We start from the raw sequence: 20315 nt of genomic DNA on the forward strand, positions 1-20315 counted from the left end.
ATGCAATGAGAGAAATTTCATTTGATAACTTATTCTATTGAGTTTAAGAGTTGGACTGAAGAATGGTTTGAACTTTGTAACAAGTAATTTATGAAAACTACATCGCCGCTTATGGGACCATTGCAGGATACGAACAAGTATTGGTCAGGATTATTAAATAGAGCACGGCGTAATTGTGAATATTTTTTTACAATTCTTACAAAAGACAATACTTACTTTTTAGGCTACAGCATTTGCTTGAGCTGTATTGAAACGGGGAATAAGAGAATTCTAGAACAAAATACCTTGGAGGATATTTTTTCGAACTCAATTTCATATCTGTTGAAACCAATTGCAAACAGCAATTTGAAAGTCCAAAACCATTCAACGGTGGTGAAAACCAGGGAATTAAGTATAGTTAATAATTTATTTAAAAAATTAAAATGCATTCATTAAATATAAATATATATTATTACAATGTATAATAAATTGATATATAACATTAAATAAATATAATATAAAAATTATATGTATTATATTATAAAATTTAATAATATGTAATTACGTTTGCATGAGTTTGTGAGAATCAACAGATATTGTCATTTGTGTAGCATGAAGGAATGTGAGTTTTTGGTACAATATTTGATTTTAAATTTCCGCAGACTGGATCCGTGAGTTGAAAGATTTGAAGTGGATGTTGAAAACGGGTCCCAATGGACTGAACTGAAAAGTCTCTTTATATGAAAACTACAACAACGCAATTTTTGCGTATGGGCTGTTTATTGTTTCTTATTTCTTTTGCGATCTCAGGAACATTAAACACGAGCCTTCAAAATCTATCCCATTCAGATTACAGTAAATTATTTAATGCAAACTTATTTGCAGCTTTTTTAGCAGGAATGCTATTGCTGTTTAGTTTGTTATTTCTCTTATATGGTGTTATGCATACTTGCAAACACCTTCAAGCTAATATTGCAAACCGATTATTCGGTCGTGTAAATGCTCCTCCTTGGGAAAATCTTCCAACAGCTTCTACGGTAAAAATTAATTCAAACATCAATTTTCTTAATAGCATGAAAAAGTTTACAATTTTATTAATTGGGTTTATTCTTTTTGGAATAAGCAATGTATCACCATTAATGGCTCAGGTATTGGCCGAAAATCCTATTGAAACAAAAGTGAAGGAGACCTTGAAGAAAAATGCAGAGGTCCTTCGGTTTATGGAGAATAAGGGTCAATTCGATAATCCAAATGCATTGTATTATTTAAATGGTAAACAAGGGACTGTTATTATTGAGAAAAACAGACTGCGTTTTATTGCGAAAGAAAAAGCAGTTTATAAAGCTGGCGAAAAAGTAGGAAACGAGATTTTGAAAGAAGATGAAAGTATTCTCGTTGGGCAACATAGTTTCAGTATGTATTTTGATGAGGGGAATCTCAATCCTAAATTAAACCTCGGTCATCAATTTGGTACTACTTACAATTATTTTACAGAAACTGATTCCAAAAAATGGGTGACAGGTGTTAAAGCTGCAAAGGATTTGACTCTGGAAGATATTTATCCAGGTGTTGACTTAAGACTTTATAGCGCTGCAGATGGTAGCTTGGAGTTTGACTGGATTTTAGAACCAGGTGTATCACCAGATAAAATTAATCTAAGATTTACAGGCCAGGAAAATTTGAAAGTAGATAAAAGTGGAAATTTAAGCGTGGGTCTTAAATTCACGGATGTCAAATTTAATATTCCGGAATCCTACCAGGTTACAGAATTTGGAAAAATTCCTATAGATTTTAAATTTCAAATTGTAGACAACAATAAAGTTGGATTTCATTCTAAAGCAGCATTGAATCCGAATTATCCATTGATTATTGACCCGGTATTGAGCTGGGGTACTTTTTTAGATGGAAATGATCCAGACTTTGATCAGTACTTATTTGCGATCCAGGTGGATCCAAACGATGGTATGATATATTGTGCCGGAGCGACGAACCGCAATATTCCTACAAATTCTGCTCCTTATGATGCAGATGGTTATTTAAATTCAATCAGTGGTTTTGGAACAGGGGCTACTCCTAGGGTTGCCGTTGTATATCGCGTTAACAGTACGGGTTCGGATTTAGTTGATTTGACTATGTATGGTCCCAGTACGGTTTCAGGATCTGCTACAGTTGTTGCTTATGGTTTAAGTTTATCTCCAACCAGAGTATTTATTGGAGGCCGAACGACAGTAGATGGTTTGCCAATGGTAGGTTCTCCATTCGATAATAGTTTTGATAACAATGATGGTTTTGTAGCTGTATTTTCAAGAAATTTGGGCACACTCCATTATTCTACCTATTTAGGTGGAACCGGAAGTGAAGATTTGGGTGTCACTTCATTAAGAGCAATTGATGACAATACTTTTGTGTGCGGTTTGACGGCTGAAGCTTCATTGCCTGGTGCTTATATTTCTGGAGGTGCAGCGCAAACAGTATTTGGCGGAGGTTCGGATATGTATATAGCCAAGTTTTCAAGTTTGAATACATTGACATGGGGTACCTATGTTGGCGGTAGTGGAAATGAAATTTTCAACGACGTCGAAATATTTGCGGATGGTAGGATTGCATTTGCTGGTACCGGTACAGGCAGTTTAACAGAAGTAAACAGTGCAGCTTCACGATCTACCGGTTCTGATTTTGATGGAAATCTACGGGTGCATATGATGTGAGTCATAACGGAGGCCAGGATGTTGTCGTTGGTTCAGTTGGCGACGCGGGAGGTTCAGCTACTTGGAAGGCAACTTTTTTTGGCGGACCAGGAGATGATATTGGTAGTGGAATTCAGAAAGTTTCCCAAACCCAATGCGATGGTACCGTTGAAGCATTTTTGCTCGTGTTTGGTACTTGTGAAAGTGGGATTCCCACTGTGAATATCAATGGTGACCCGTTTTATGATGCTACAAATAATGGTGGTCTTGATATGTATTTCGCAGGATTTAACGAAAATGTCACAGCACTTCAGTATGCTACTAATATTGGGGGTAATCAAAACGACTATTTAGGAGATACTGGGGCTCCTCGGGGTGGAAATCACCTGTGGGTAAAAGGAGCTAATATTTATGTTGGTACGACCACGCACAGTGCAACTCATTCTCCTGCAGTAATAGGTAATACTGGTTTTGATCAAACCAAAACAAATAATGCCAACCCTTCTTCTGATGACACACATTTGCTATTCTCTATTCAATTTACATCCCTATTTGAAACAGATTATTCGGATGCCCCAGCTACTTATGGGACTCCTTCTCATATTCTCGATTGTGCTCACATCAGTATAGGAACATTGGATGCAGATGCTGCACCAACTCCTGGGGTGAATGCAAACGGTGATGATGTTGCTGGAATTGACGATGAAGATGGAATTTCTGTATTTCCGGTTTATCAATCTGGTGGAACGCAAAATATAAGTGTGACCGTTGATAATGTGATGAATACTACAGGTCTGTCAGCTAATCTGTATGGTTGGATCGATTTAAATAACGATGGCAATTTCGACAACAATGAAATTGCTACAACAACAGTGGCTAATGGATTTAATGGTTCCAAAACTTTAACATGGTCAGGAATCACAGTTGCCGGTAATCCATCCAATCAATACCTGAGATTGCGTTTAACAACAGATGCTTTGTCTGATGATAATACTACCTCTGGTCTCGATGAGCGTTCAACAGAAAGTGCTGAAAATGGTGAAGTTGAAGATTATTATATCTGTGTTAAACCAAAAGCAGGTGCTGATAAAAATGTAGATTGTTTGGCAAGTTTTCCAGGAGGCTCAGCAACAATGGCTGCAAGCGGAACGGGAACATGGTCGGCTGCTGCAGGAAATCCCGGTACTGCTTCCATTACCAATAGTGGTTCAGCAACAACAACGATAACAAATTTTAGTGCTGCTGGTACTTATGCATTTGTCTGGACAAATGCCACTGCTTGTGCAACTGATACCGCATTGGTAGTCGTAACAGCAAAACCAAATGCAGGTGGAAATCAAAATGTAAACTGTGTCGCGAATTTCCCCGGTGGTTCTGCAACTATGGGCGCTTCAGGTGTTGGAACTTGGTCAGCAGCTGCAGGAAATCCCGGTACGGCAACAATAACTTCTCCCAATTCTCCTTCAACAACAATTACTGATTTTACTACAGCTGGTACTTATTCATTTGTGTGGACAAATAACAGCAATTGTAAAGACACCGCTGTTATAACTGTTACTGCAAAGCCAAGTGCCGGTGGTGATAAAAATGTAAGTTGTGTTGTTTCTTTTCCAGGTGGATCTACCAGTATGAGTGCTTCTGGCACTGGAAACTGGACCGCACATCCTTCTAATCAAAGTTCGACAATAGTTACAGCTTCTTCTCCAACAACAATAATTAATAATTTTGCAGGAGAAGGCACATATTTATATATATGGACAGTTGGCAGTTGTACAGATACTGCCGCAGTTGTTGTATCCAAAGGACCTATTGGTTCTGCTTCGCCACAATCTATTTGTAGCGGAATTACAACAAGTGTTAGTTTAAATTCTACTATCCCGGGAACAACGTTTACCTGGACTGCTGCACAACATTCTGGTGCATCGATCACAGGTTTTAGCAATTGCAATGCAGCCTGCGGCAATACGATTTCACAAATTCTGACAAATACAACAAATAATGCTTCAGGTGTTGTAAGATATACGGTAACTCCAACGGCACCCAATGGTTGTGTTGGAAATACTTTTACGGTTGATGTAACAGTGAATCCAACTCCTGTTGGCTCAGGTTCAAATCAAACGATATGTAGTGGGTTCTCAACATCTGTTAGTTTGAGTTCAACAGTTGCCAGTTCAACATTTACATGGACTGCTGCGCAACTTTCTGGTTCTACCATTACCGGATTTTCAAATTGTGCTGCAGCTTGCGGAACAACGATTTCACAAATATTAACCAATACCAGCAATGCTACAGCAGGTGTAGTTCGATATACTATTACTCCTAGAACACCAAGTGGCTGCGATGGAAGTCCTTTTACAGTAGATGTTACTGTAAATCCTAAACCTGTTGGATCTGCAACGCCGCAAACTATTTGTAGCGGAACAACAACAAGTGTTAGTTTGAATTCCACAGCAGCGGGTTCGACGTTTACCTGGAGCGCCGCGCAGCAATCAGGTGCAACCATAACTGGCTTCAGCAATTGCGCAGGCGGTTGCGGAACCAGCATTTCTCAATTATTGACTAATACAACTAATAATAATTCAGGTGTTGTAAGATATACGGTCATTCCAACTTCAGCCAATGGTTGTGTTGGATTAGCTTTCACAGTTGATGTAACGGTAAATCCTAAACCTGGTGTTTCTGTTACAACAACACCGGCTTGTATCGGATTCAGTAATGGATCAGCTACAGCAGTCGTTACAGGTGGTTCTGGACCATTCTCATATGATTGGAGCAATGGTGGCAATTCTGCAACGATATCAAGTTTGGCCAACGGAATTTATAGCGTTACCGTTGAAGATAATAATAACTGTACAAATACAGCAAGCGGAACTGTACAAGAACAAGGAATTAGTGCCATGACAGCCGTTCCTGGTGCTTGTGATCCCGCAACAAATACATATAGTGTAACAGGTTCATTGACATTGCTCAATCCACCTGCATCAGGTACTTTGACCGTTAGCATTGGCGCAAGTCAACAAGTATTTAACGCGCCATTTTCTTCACCCACCAACTATGTCATCAATGGCTTGACTGCAGACGGTGCAATGCATACTGTAAACGCAGTATTCAGTGGTGGTTCGCAATGTTCTAAGAGCGCCAATTATACGGCTCCAGTAAATTGTCAGCCGATCATTGTACATTCAAAAAGCTTTGTTTCTGCAACGCAAACCGGAGCGCATAGTTTTTCAGTTGTCTATTCCATTTCTGTAAGCAACAGCGGAGGAAATGGCCAGTATGATCTGAAAGATGTTCCGGGATTTGATGATGATATTGCTATTACGAGTGCTTCTTTTACAACCAATGCTCCCGGTAACCCAGGTGGCGCATTGGCAGGTTCGGGTCCCTGGACACTTGCGAATGATCAAGCGATATTAACCGGAGCGACTCACACTTATACTTTAACTGTAAATGTTAGTATTAATCTCGCAGCTGGTAGTGGTGGTAATAATGTGTACACAAAATGTGGAACTGCAACACCAGGAAATCCAACTACCGGTGAAGGTTTCTATAATGAATCAAGACTGGATACCAACAATGATGGTACGCCCGAAGAAACGAAAAAAGCTTGTGGTGATATTCCTTACCTGGATATGACCAAAGCGGTGGCATCTATATCTCCATTAGGTGGAAATATGTATAATGTAAATTACACCATTACCGTAAAAAATCTCGGTGGTGTTGATGGTCATTATGATTTGACGGATGCACCAGGATTTGAAAACGACATTACTATTGGAAACGCATCTTATACTTCTAATGCTCCTGGAAATGCCGGTGGTGCTTTAGCAGGAACAGGACCTTGGATTCTTGCGGGAAATCAATTAATTCTAGCAAGCGCAACACATACATATACCTTGACTGTCAAAGTAACGCTAGATCTCATAGGAGGAGGCGGAAACAATGTTTATACCAAGTGTGAAGCATCTACACCGGGAGATCCTCAAAGTGGAGAAGGATTGTACAATCAATCTCTCTTAGATACAAATGATGATGGCAATATAGATGAAACAGATGAAGCCTGCGGTGATCTTCCTTACATAACAATGACTAAATCAGTATCGAGTATTGTGGCTCTTGGCAACAATATGTATAATGTCATTTACAGCATCACTACACAAAATATCGGTGGCGCTGCTGGACAATACGATTTAAGCGATGTGCCAGGATTTGATGATGACTTTACCATTGGAAGTGCGAGCTTCACTACAAACGCTCCTGGAAATCCAGGTGGTGCTTTAGCTGGAACTGGCCCATGGACTCTTGCCAATGATCAGAACATTAGTGTAGGCGCTACACATACCTATACATTGACTGTTAAGGTGACCTTGAATTTACGAGTAACCAGCGGAGGTGACAACATATATGTGAAATGTGGTACTACTACTCCTGGTGATCCTCAAAGTGGAGAGGGACTATACAATCAGTCCAGAATGGATTCCAACAATGATGGAACTCCAGAAGAAATTAAAGAAGCTTGTACAGATGTGCCATATATCGTAAATACAAAATCAGTTGCAAGCATCAACGCACTTGGAGGTAATATGTACAATGTTGTTTACCAAATCCAGGTTCAAAACCTTGGAGGTGTTGCAGGTTTATATGATCTGATCGATGCCCCTGGTTTTGATGATGATTTTTCAATTAATAATGCGGCTTATACTTCCAATGCGCCGGGTAATCCTGGTTTGACATTGGTTGGAACCGGTCCATGGACTTTGGCAAATGACCAAGCCATTGGTTCCGGAGCTACACATACTTATTCTTTAACAGTAAAAGTTACTTTGGATCTTACCACAGGTAGCGGTGGAAATAATATTTATACTAAATGTGGAAATACCAATCCTGGAGATCCTCAAAGTGGAGAAGGATTGTATAATCAATCAAAAGTTGATTCTAATAACGACGGTATTCCTGAAGATACCAGTGAAGTGTGTACGGATGTACCTTACATTACTTTAACCAAGAACCTAACAAGTGTTAGTCCGTTAGGTGGTAACATGTATAACGTAACATATACTTTGACAGCTAAAAATATCGGTGGAGCAAATGGTCAATATGATTTGACCGATGCCCCCGGATTTGACGATGACATAACTATCAATAATGCATCTTATACTTCAAATGCTCCAGGTAATCCTGGTGTTGCATTGGTTGGAACGGGTCCATGGACACTTGCCAATAATCAGGCAATACTGACAGGAGCTACACATACTTATACGCTTACTGTAAAAGTCACTTTAGATTTAACAGCAGGTAGCGGTGGAAATAATGTTTACAAAAAATGTGGTGCTACTATTCCTGGTGATCCAGCTAGTGGAGAGGGATTATACAATCAGGCTAGTATTGATACCAATGACGATGGAGTTGCTGAAGAAACAAAAGAAGCTTGTGGCGATTTACCATATATAACTACAGCTAAGTCTATTACCAATATTTCTAATTTAGGTGGTAATATGTACAATGTCACTTATAGCATTACAGTTCAAAATACTGGTCGTGCTAATGGCCAATATGACCTGAATGATTTACCATCATTTGATGATGATATAACAATCAATACGGCATCATATACTTCAACTGCTCCCGGCAATCCAGGCAGTGGTTTAGTTGGAAACGGTCCATGGGTTTTGGCAAATGATCAGTCTATTTTGGTTGGTGCAACTCATACTTATACCCTTGTTGTTAAAGTAACTTTAGATTTGAAAGTGGGTAGTGGAGGCAATAATACCTATACAAAATGTGGAACTACAACTCCAGGTGATCCTGCTGCAGGAGAAGGATTGTATAATCAATCTACAATGGATTCCAACAACGATGGAACTCCTGAAGAAACTAAAGAAGCATGCGGAGATCTTCCATACATTACAACTGTAAAAACTGTAAACAGTGTTGCTCCTTTAGGAGGCAATATGTTTAACGTAAGTTATTCAATCACTGTACAAAATTCTGGTGGAGCCAACGGTCAATATGACTTAGTGGATGCACCTGGATTTGATGATGATTTTGCGATCAATAATGCTTCATATACTTCAAATGCGCCCGGAAATCCTGGTAGTGCTTTAGCAGGAATCGGTCCATGGACACTTGCAAACGATCAGGCCATTTTATCTGGTGCAACGCATACTTTCACAGTTGTTGTTAAAGTCACTTTAGATTTAACAGTTGGCAGCGGTGGAAATAACGTTTATACAAAATGTGAAAGTGCAACTCCAGGAGATCCAACTTCAGGCGAAGGTTTATATAATCGTGCAAGAGTGGATATTAACAATGATGGAATTCCTGAAGACACGAGTGAAGTTTGTGCGGATGTACCTTATATTACAAGCACGAAAACGCTTACTACAATTGCACCTTTAGGAGGCAATATGTACAATGTAACTTATACTTTAACAGTACAAAATCTAGGAGCAGCTGCCGGTCAATATGACCTTCTTGATGTTCCGGCTTTTGATAATGATATCACAATTGGTTCTGCTTCATTTACAACAAATGCACCTGGAAATCCGGGTGGCGCACTGGCCGGTACTGGTCCGTGGACGCTTGCAAATGACCAGAATATAACTTCAGGGGCAACTCATACTTATACTTTAGTGGTGAAAGTGACCCTTGATCTTACGGTGGGTTCCGGTGGAGATAATATTTATACAAAATGTGGAAATGCAACTCCAGGAAATCCAACAATTGGTGAAGGACTTTACAATGAATCCAGAATGGATTCTAATAACGATGGTACTCCGGAGGAAACCAAAAAAGCATGTGGTGATTTACCATACATCGTGACCACAAAGTCATTTGCATCCAAAACTGATTTAGGTGGTAATATGTATAATGTAAATTACACGATTACGGTGCAGAATCTTGGTGGAGCAACCGGACAATATGATTTAACAGATGTACCAGGATTTGATGATGATATAACAATTAATAATGCTTCTTACACTTCTAATGCTCCGGGTAATGGAGGTGCTGCTTTAGCAGGTACCGGACCATGGACTTTAGCAAATGATCAGAATATTGCGGTTGGTGCTGTGCATACTTATACCTTAACAGTTAAAGTAACCATCGACCTTTCCGTAGGAAGTGGTGGAAACAATACTTATACAAAATGTGGCCAGGCAACTCCTGGTGATCCTCAGAGTGGTGAAGGATTGTACAATCAATCCAGAATGGATACCAACAATGATGGTGTGCCTGAGGATGTACGCGAAGCTTGTGGTGATTTACCGTATGTAACAACTACAAAGACAATTGCTAGTATTACAGCTTTAGGTGGCAATATGTTTGAAGTAAAATATCTAATAGTTGCTAATAATTCAGGTGGCGCAGTCGGACAATATGATTTAACTGACTTACCAGGATTTGATAACGATATTACCATTAATACAGCGTCTTACGCTTCTGATGCACCTGGAAATTCAGGTGGATCTTTAGCAGGTAGCGGACCATGGACTTTGGCAAACGATCAATCGATTGCAGCTGGTGTCAATCATTCATATACGATTACAGTCAAAGTAACGATTGATTTGAATCCGGGTTCAGGTGGCGATAACATTTATACAAAATGTGGCAATACCAATCCTGGTGATCCTCAAAGTGGTGAAGGATTGTACAATCAATCCAGAATGGATACCAATAACGATGGTGTACCAGAAGACATTGATGAAGTGTGTGGGGACCTTCCTTACATTACTTCAACAAAAGCAATTGGTAGCATTACGCCGCTTGGTGGAAATACATATAACGTTACTTACAATCTTACTGTTCAGAACTTGGGTGCTGTAAATGGTCAATATGATTTAACAGATCTTCCAGGTTTTGATAACGATATTAGCATCAATAGTGCAAATTATACAACCACTGCACCGGGTAATCCGGGTGGTGCTTTAGCTGGTTCTCCTTGGATTCTTGCAAACGACCAGGCGATCAATGCAGGTGCTAGCCATACGTTTACGATTACAGTAAATATTACATTGAATCTGGAAGTTGGATCGGGTGGTGATAACATTTACACAAAATGTGGAAACACAACACCGGGTGATCCTGCAAGTGGTGAAGGATTGTACAATCAATCCAGATTAGATTCAAATAATGATGGTGTCGCTGAAGAAACAAAGGAAGCTTGTGGAGATATTCCTTATGTATCATCTACGAAAACTATTACCAATACAACTCCTTTGGGAGGAAATATGTATAACATTACTTACTCAATAGTAGTAAGAAATTTAGGCGGTGTAGGCGGACAATATGATTTAAGTGATGTTCCGGGTTTTGATAATGATATCACTATCGGATCAGCTTCTTATGCTTCAACGGCTCCAGGAAATGCAGGTGGACCATTGATCGGAAACGGTCCGTGGGTACTTGCAAATGACCAGGCTATTTCAGTTGGTGCTACGCATACGTATACACTCATTGTAAAAGTTACATTAGATCTGAATCCGGGTAGTGGTGGTGATGACACTTACACGAAATGTGCTGCTGTCAATCCAGGCGATCCTCAAAGTGGAGAGGGCTTGTACAATCAATCAAGACTCGATTCCAATAATGATGGAACTCCGGAAGATGTCGACGAAACTTGTGGTGATCTTCCATATGTTACTTCAACAAAAACGATTTCGAGCATCAACAGTCTCGGAGGGAATATGTATAATGTTACTTACTCAATCGTCGTGAAGAATCTCGGTGGAGTGAATGGTACTTATGATTTAAGCGATGCTCCGGGATTTGACAATGATATTACCATCGGTTCCGCTTCATATGCTTCAACAGCTCCGGCTAACCCCGGTGGTGGATTGGCAGGAACAGGACCTTGGGTTTTAGCAAATGATCAGGTGATTGGTGTTGGTGCAACGCATACTTATACACTAACCGTAAAAGTTACGCTTGATTTGAGAACTGGAACTCCGGGCGATAATATTTATACTGCTTGTGGTAATGCAAGTCCTGGAGATCCTCAAAGTGGAGAAGGATTATACAATCAATCCAGAATGGATTCCAACAATGATGGAACTCCTGAAGAAATTAAAGAAGCTTGTGGTGATCTTCCTTATATCATCAATACAAAGACAGTAAATAGTATCACACCATTAGGTGGAAATATGTTTACAGTTAAATACGATATCGTTGTTAGAAATATCGGTGGCGCGAATGGTCAGTATGACTTAACTGACGCTCCGGGTTTTGATAATGATTTTGCAATTGGTTCCTCATCTTATACTTCAAATGCTCCAGGAAATGCTGGAAATGCATTGGCGGGAAGTGGTCCTTGGACATTGGCCAATGATCAGGCAATACCTGCAGGTGGAACCCATAATTATTCAGTTACTGTTAAAGTAACCTTAGATTTAACACCTGGAAGTGGTGGAGACAATATTTACACAAAATGTGGTGCTGTGAATCCGGGCGATCCAAATAATGGTGAAGGATTATACAACTTGTCAAAAGTTGATATAAACAATGATGGAATCCCTGAAGACACTTCTGAAACTTGTGCTGATATTCCATACATCACAAGTTTGAAAACGATTAGTGCGATCAATTCTTTGGGGGGACATATGTATAATGTCATTTATAAAATTGATGTGAAGAATTTAGGTGGTGCAAATGGTCAATACGATTTGACAGATGTACCCGGTTTTGATAATGACATCACTATTGGTTCTGCTTCTTACTCATCCAACGCTCCTGGAAATGCTGGTAGTGCATTAGCAGGAACCGGACCTTGGATCCTTGCAAATGATCAAAGTATTCTGGTTGGTGCAACACACACTTATTTTGTAACTGTAAAAGTTACGCTTGATTTAAATGCTGCCAGCGGTGGTGATAATATCTACACCAAATGTGGACAAGTGAATCCAAGTGATCCTAGAAGTGGCGAAGGTCTTTTCAATGAATCTCGTATGGACTCCAATAATGACGGAACTCCTGAAGAGATCAGTAAAGTTTGTGGCGATCTTCCTTATGTTGTAAGTAATAAAACAGTTACATCAGTTGTACCTCTGGGCAACAATATGTTCAATGTGACTTACAAAATGGTAGTTCAAAATCTTGGTGGAATAACAGGTCCTTATGACCTTGTTGATGTTCCTTCTTTTGATGATGATATTACAATAAATTCAGCAAGTTATACTTCTGATGCTGCCGGTAATCCTGGTGGTCCTTTAGCAGGAACTGGTCCATGGACTTTGGCAAATGATCAAAATATTGTGAATGGTGCAGTTCATACGTATAACCTAACAGTTAAAATTACTTTGGATCTTGATGCTGCAAGTCCTGGAAATAACAGCTACACAAAATGTGGCAATGCAACTCCCGGAGATCCTACAGCTGGAGAAGGATTATACAATCAGGCAAGATTAGATATCAACAACGATGGTGTACCTGAAGATGTTGATGAAGCTTGTGGAGATGTGCCTTATGTAACATCTGATAAATCCATTGCATCTATTACACCTCTGGGTGGAAATATGTATACGGTGAAATATCAGATCAGAGTTCAAAATCTTGGTGGTACGCCGGGCATGTACGATTTGGTAGACCAACCCGGATTGGATGATGATATTGCGATGAGTTCGGTTTCTTATACCTCAGATGCTCCAGGAAATCCTGGTGGCTCATTAATCGGTACTGGACCTTGGACGCTTGCAAATGATCAGTCGATAGGAATCGGCGGAACACATATTTTCATCATTACTGCTAAAATGACGCTTGATTTAAGTCCTGCAAGTGGTGGAAATAATGTTTACACCAGATGTGGAAATACAAGTCCTGGAGATCCTCAAAGTGGAGAAGGATTATACAATCAATCGAGATTAGATAATAACAATGATGGAATTCCTGAAGAAACAGATGAGACCTGTGGTGACTTACCTTATGTAACTACTACGAAAACACTAACAGGTATTAGTTCTCTGGGTGGACATATGTACAATGTTACTTATGACATCGTTGTTGAAAATAAAGGTGGTGCATTGGGCCAATATGATTTGACAGATGTACCTGGATTTGATAACGACATCGCAATAGGTTCTGCATCTTATGTTTCTACAGCTCCTGGTAATCCGGGTGCTCCGTTGATTGGTAATGGTCCATGGATGATTGCCAACGATCAAAACATAGGTGCTTTCTCTGCGCATGTTTATACCATCACTGTAAAAGTGACCTTAAACCTTGAAACAGGAAGTGGCGGTGATGACGTTTATACGAAATGTGGAAATATAACTCCCGGAGATCCAACATCCGGTGAAGGATTGTACAATCAATCCAGAATGGATTCAAACAATGATGGTACACCTGAAGAATTGAGAGAAGCATGTGGAGATATTCCTTATGTAGTCAATCAAAAAACATTGGCTTCAATTACACCATTAGGTGGAAATATGTATACCATCGTGTATCAACTAACAGTTAAAAACTTAGGTGGAGCGATAGGTATTTATGATCTCGTTGATGTACCTGGTTTTGAAAATGATATTGTTATTAATTCTGCATCCTTTACAACAACAGGTCCGGGTGCTTCTGGTCCACTTGCTGGAACAGGTCCTTGGACACTTGGCAATAACATAAATATTAATTCTGGCGCAACGCATACATATACGGTTACTCTCAAAGTGACGATCCAAATGGAAGGTGGTGCCGGTGATGATGTTTATGTAAAATGCGGAAATACAACACCCGGAGATCCGACAAGTGGTGAAGGTTTATACAATCAGGCTAGATTAGACATCAATGATGATGGTACTCCTGAAGATGTTGATGAAGTTTGTGGAGATCTGCCTTATGTAACTTCAGCAAAAACTATTGCTGCAATCAATCCATTGGGTGGTAATATGTACAATGTAGTTTACCAATTGGTCATCAGAAACTTGGGTGGTGCTACAGGTCAATATGACTTGAGAGATACACCTGGCTTTGATGATGACATTACCATCGGTAATGCTTCTTATACAACGACGGCTCCTGGAAATGCAGGTGGTGCATTAGCTGGTGTTGGGCCATGGACTTTGGCAAATGATCAGAATATCAATGCCGGTTCAACACATACTTATACATTAACAGTAAAAGTGACCATAGATTTGAATGTAGGAAGTCCTGGTAATAACATTTATACAGTTTGTGGTGATGATACACCTGGAAATCCAGAACCAGGAGAAGGATTGTACAATCAATCCAGCATGGATTCCAACAACGATGGTACACCGGAAGAATTAGATGAAGTATGTGCAGATTTACCGTTTGTCACAACAACGAAAACACTTTCATCTATTTCAAATTTAGGTGGTCACATGTACAACCTAACGTATGTTATTGATGTCATTAACAAGGGTGGTGCTGCGGGTCAATATGATTTGACAGATGCACCTGGATTCGACGACGATATTACCATTGGTTCTGCTTCTTACACTACAACTGCTCCGGGTAACCCAGGTGGAGTTTTGGCAGGAATAGGCCCATGGAATTTAGCCAACGATCAAAATATTAATGCTTTCACTACACATACTTTTACACTTACGATCAAGGTTACATTAAACCTTGAAGCAGGAAGTGGCGGCGATAATAATTACACAAAATGTGGAAATACTACTCCCGGAGATCCAACATCCGGAGAAGGATTATACAATCAATCCAGAATGGATTCCAACAACGATGGTACTCCGGAAGAAATCAAAGAAGCATGTGGAGATATACCTTATGTGGTCAATGCGAAAACAATTGCATCGATTACTCCATTAGGTGGAAATATGTACACTGTAGTGTACCAGCTTGTAGTGAGAAACTTAGGAGGGGCATCAGGTATTTATGACCTGGTTGATATTCCTGGTTTTGAAAATGATATCATCATTAATAATGCTTCATTTACCTCAACTGGTCCGGGTCCTGTGGGTCCTTTAGCAGGCAACGGTCCATGGACACTTGCAGATGATTTGAATATTGCATCAGGCGCAACACATACATATACGGTTACTCTCAAAGTGACGATCCAAATGGAAGGTGGTGCCGGTGATGATATATATGCAGAATGCGGAGATAGAACACCAGGAGATCCAGCAAGTGGCGAAGGATTATACAATCAGGCAACACTGGATATCAACAATGACGGAACTCCTGAAGACGTGGATGAAGTTTGTAGCGATTTACCTTATGTCACTTCTGCAAAATCTGTAGCAAGTATCACCAATCTTGGAGGTCACATGTACAATGTTGCATACACCATTACGGTAAGAAATATTGGTGGAGCAACAGGTCAATATGATCTCAATGATATTCCTGGATTTGATGATGATATAACCATCAATAATGCAAATTATACTTCAACAGCACCTGGAAATGCAGGTGGTGCACTGGCTGGTGTCGGACCATGGACTTTAGCAAATGATCAGAATATCAATGCGGGTGCAACCTATACATTTACGGTTACTGTAAAAGTTACCATCGATTTGAGAAGCAGCAGTGGCGGTAACAATACCTACACAGCTTGTGAATCTTCTACACCAGGAGATCCAACAAGTGGCGAAGGTTTATACAATCTTGCTACAATGGATTCCAACAACGATGGTACACCGGAAGAATTTGATGAGACTTGTGCCGATCTGCCTTATGTAGTTTCGCGCAAAGAAATTGTAAGTATCATACCACTTGGTGGTGGAATGCATACCATCAATTATAGATTAACTGTTCAGAATCTTGGTGGAGCAGTAGGTCAATATGATCTTACTGATACGCCTGGATTTGATAATGACTTAACAATCAATACAGCTTCTTATGCTTCAACAGCTCCTGGAAATGCAGGCGGCGCATTAGCTGGAAGTGGTCCATGGATATTGGCAAATGACCAATCTATTGCAGTTGGTGCAACACATACTTATGACTTGACAGTGAAAGCAACCCTTGACTTTAAAACAGGAACAAGTGGTGATAATGTGTATACGCAATGTGGACAAACCACTCCGGGTACTCCGAAATCAGGTGAGGGTGTGTTTAATCAGGCAAGAATGGATATCAACAACGATGGTACTCCTGAAGACGTTGATACAGTATGTGCTGATATCGATATCATTGATATGGCGATCCGCAAGACAACAGTGACGCCAACACCATATAGCTATGGTCAATTGGTTACGTTCAATCTTGAAGTTTATAATCAGGGAAATATTGCACTTACAAGTATCGTATTGAATGATTATTTACCAAGCGGATTTACATTCAGCCCTGCAGATAACTTGCCAGGTTGGAGTCAAATCAACCCGGGATTATTAGAGTACAATGCCATTGCGAATATTCCTAGATATTCTTCGACAATTGTTCCCGTTAACCTGAGAGTTGCCATGAGCAGTGGTTACAAGGCTTGGTTTAATTACTCAGAAGTAAAATCTTTCAAAGATATTTCTGGTGTTGATCGGACTTTTGAAGAATTAGATAGTAAACCAAATTCAAATACGCCAGCGGAATTAGCTGTGAAGCCGGGCGATCCTGGTGATAATGATATTACGACCATTGATATTGGTGGTAATGAAGATGATCACGACCCTGCCGGATTTGATGTATTTGACCTCGCATTGAGAAAAGTCAATAAAGGAACACTTCCATTAACTTATGGAGAGTTGGTTCCATTTGAAATAACGGTATTCAATCAGGGAAGTATTTCAGCAATGAATGCAGTGATCACAGATTATGTACCTGTAGGATTCCAGTTTATTGGTGCTAACAATCCTGGTTGGTCATATAATGCGGGTACTCGTGAGGCAACAACAACGATTACCAGTAAAATTAAGCCAAGTGATAGTGCGAAAGTTACCATCAATTTGGTCTTAACTCCAATATTGGATGATCCTGAATCTTGGGATAATATCGCGGAGATCGAATCTGTTAAAGATACTCTTGGAAATACATTGACAGATTTTGATAGTTCTCCAGGTGGAACTAAGGATGATGATGGTCCTTCTATTGATAATGCCATTAATGATCCAAATGATGAAGATGATCATGATCCATCTGTAGGTCCGGTATTTGACCTTGCTTTGAGAAAATATGTGAAGAATAAACTTCCATATTATGCTCCAGGTGATATTGTTCCATATACCATCACAGTGTTCAATCAAGGTAATATCACAGCAACCAACATTCAGGTGAATGATTATGTGAAACAAGGTTACATCTTCAATGCCGGTTTGAATCCAAATTGGGGATTTGTAGGTTCAACATTGGTTTACAACAGTATTGCATCTTTGGATCCTGGTGATAGTGTTCAACTTACATTAAACCTGATTGTTCAAATCGCTGCAGTTCCGACACTTCAGGATTGGGATAATACCGCTGAAATCAGAACAGCTAATGATCAACAAGGTGTCAATAGAGATAATGATGATGCTGATAGCAAGCCAAACACAAATAGTGCGTGGGAAAATCAAGTTGTAGAAAATCATCCATGGGATAATGTGATTGATGGAAACGGTCAATCTGTGAATGAAGATGAAGATGATCACGATTTTGAAACTGTTAAAGTAACAGGTGCTATCGGTGACAGAGTTTGGGATGATTTGGATGGTGATGGTATTCAGGATCCTGGTGAGCCAGGCCTGAAGAATGTCATTGCGATACTTTACGATTGCAATACTGCTACGATTGTGAAAAAAGACACAACAGACGCAAACGGTAATTACTTGTTTGATTTTCTGTTACCTTTCAGCAAACATTTTGTAAAATTTGATTTCAGTCTTCTTCCACCTGATTATGGATTTACTTTCCAGGATCAAGGCGGAGATGATACTAAAGATAGTGATGTGAGTGCAGGTGGTGTAGGTCCGTGCTTGACAGTACAACCTGGTAAGCGCGATACGACTTACGATGCCGGTCTCGTCAAATTGGGATCATTCTCAGACTTTGTTTGGGATGATAAAGATGGCGATGGCATTCAAGAGGCTGGAGAACCTGGAATTCAGGGAATCAAAGTTTCATTGTACGATGGAGTAACAAAACTCCTGTTAAAGACTACAACTACTGACGCGAATGGATTCTGGATCTTTGATGATCTGATGCCGGGTGATTATTATTTGAAATTTGAAGGACCTTCAAATTACATTCCAACAACACCTAACAATGCTGCTGATTTCAAAGACAGCGATGTGGATGGTAGCAATGGTCCGGGTACAACTGCAACAACTCATTTGTCACCTGGTGAAGATGATACAACTGTGGATGCCGGATTTATTATCTGTATCATGATTTCAGGTGATGTTTGGTTTGACAAAGACCTGGATGGAATATATGATCCTGAAGAAAAAGGAATCAACGGACTCCGCGTTTATGTGGTAGATGCCATGAGTGGTGCAACTGTAGCTACCTTGACAACAAGTGTTAAACCTGGAACTGCTTCAGATGATGGATATTACAAAGTACCATGTCTGAGACCAGGTATGTACTACCTCCGTTTCGAAAGACCAGGTCACTTAGGTGCTTCTGAAAAATACCAAGGAAATCCAAATAAGGATAGCGATATTTCACATGAAAATGGTTTAAATACAACCAGGAAATTTACCGTGAAGAGTGGCGATATGTTGCTTTACATTGGTGCGGGTTTCCAAACGAAATCAATTGTAGGAGATCATGTTTGGCATGATTACAACTTCAATGGTTTGCAAGATGGTAATGAACCTCCTGTGAAAGACGTGAAAGTTGCCGCATACAAAATCGATGGAACGATGGTGAGTGAGTCCACTTCAGATAATGAAGGTAAGTTTATATTAGATGGAATGGTTCAGGGTGATTATTTCGTCAAATTTACTCCGGCTCAGAACCTCGGATTTACCGTTGCGCATGCAGGTGCTGATGAAATGGATAGCGATGTGGATAATACGTTTGGTTACGGTACGACTAAATTGTATCGTATCTTATCTGGTGAAGTCAGACCTAACATTGATGCAGGTGTTGTTTATGCAGCATTACCTCTTCAATGGTTGAGCTTCGATGGATTTTTCAACGGAGACTTTACAGAATTGTCCTGGACAACCGGTGTCGAAATCAATAATGATTATTTCATTGTGGAACGCAGACATGAATCAGAAAGAGACTTCAATGCAATTGAACAAATACCAGCTCATTCTAATGGAAGTCTTTCACTTCATGAATATGCACATGATGATTATGATGTTGTGAAAACCGGACGTTATTATTACCGAATTAAACAAGTTGACAGAAATGGATTGTTCACTTACAGTAAGATCATTACCATCCTCATCGAAGGTGATGCATCACTGAATGTCGAAATCTATCCAAACCCTGTAAATGATGAACTACAACTGGACATCTGGATTCCTGAAGATTCTGAATTGGAAGCCAGAGTATTTGATCAGAATGGAAAATCAGTTCTGTTTGCACCATTCAGTGCATTCAAAACAAAAGGTACTTATCACGAATTGTTAAATACCTCCAGCCTGGTTAATGGAAACTACATCCTCCAGATCAAAACAACCGGAGGATTAATCAACAAGAAGTTTACGGTTTCCAGATAATCTGGAATAGTATAAAAATAAAAAGGGCCTTCTCGTAACGGGAAGGCCCTTTTTTTTATAACCGAAGTTTTTAGATTATGGAGTAAGGATAAAAGAGCAA

General features: G+C 39.8%; 2 protein-coding genes. Both read left to right on the forward strand.

Translation table 11 applies throughout. The features are described 5' to 3' along the window. The first annotated feature begins 719 nt into the window (after positions 1-719). The gene (locus IPM92_01695; GenBank protein MBK9107112.1) at positions 720-2687 is read left to right on the forward strand and encodes a hypothetical protein; all 1968 of its coding nucleotides are present in this window, start codon (positions 720-722) and stop codon (positions 2685-2687) included. After that, complete coding sequence (locus tag IPM92_01700; protein MBK9107113.1) at positions 2684-20215, forward strand: DUF11 domain-containing protein; 17532 nt, start codon at positions 2684-2686, stop codon at positions 20213-20215. The genes IPM92_01695 and IPM92_01700 overlap by 4 nt, the downstream gene beginning before the upstream one ends. Positions 20216-20315: the final 100 nt, after the last annotated feature.

It is taken from the genome of Saprospiraceae bacterium (assembly GCA_016719615.1).
GTDB lineage: Bacteria > Bacteroidota > Bacteroidia > Chitinophagales > Saprospiraceae > Vicinibacter.

Coding starts and splice junctions, on each gene's coding strand:
- IPM92_01695 (MBK9107112.1), top strand. CDS start 720: ATGAAAACTACAACAACGCAATTTTTGCGTATGGGCTGTTTATTGTTT.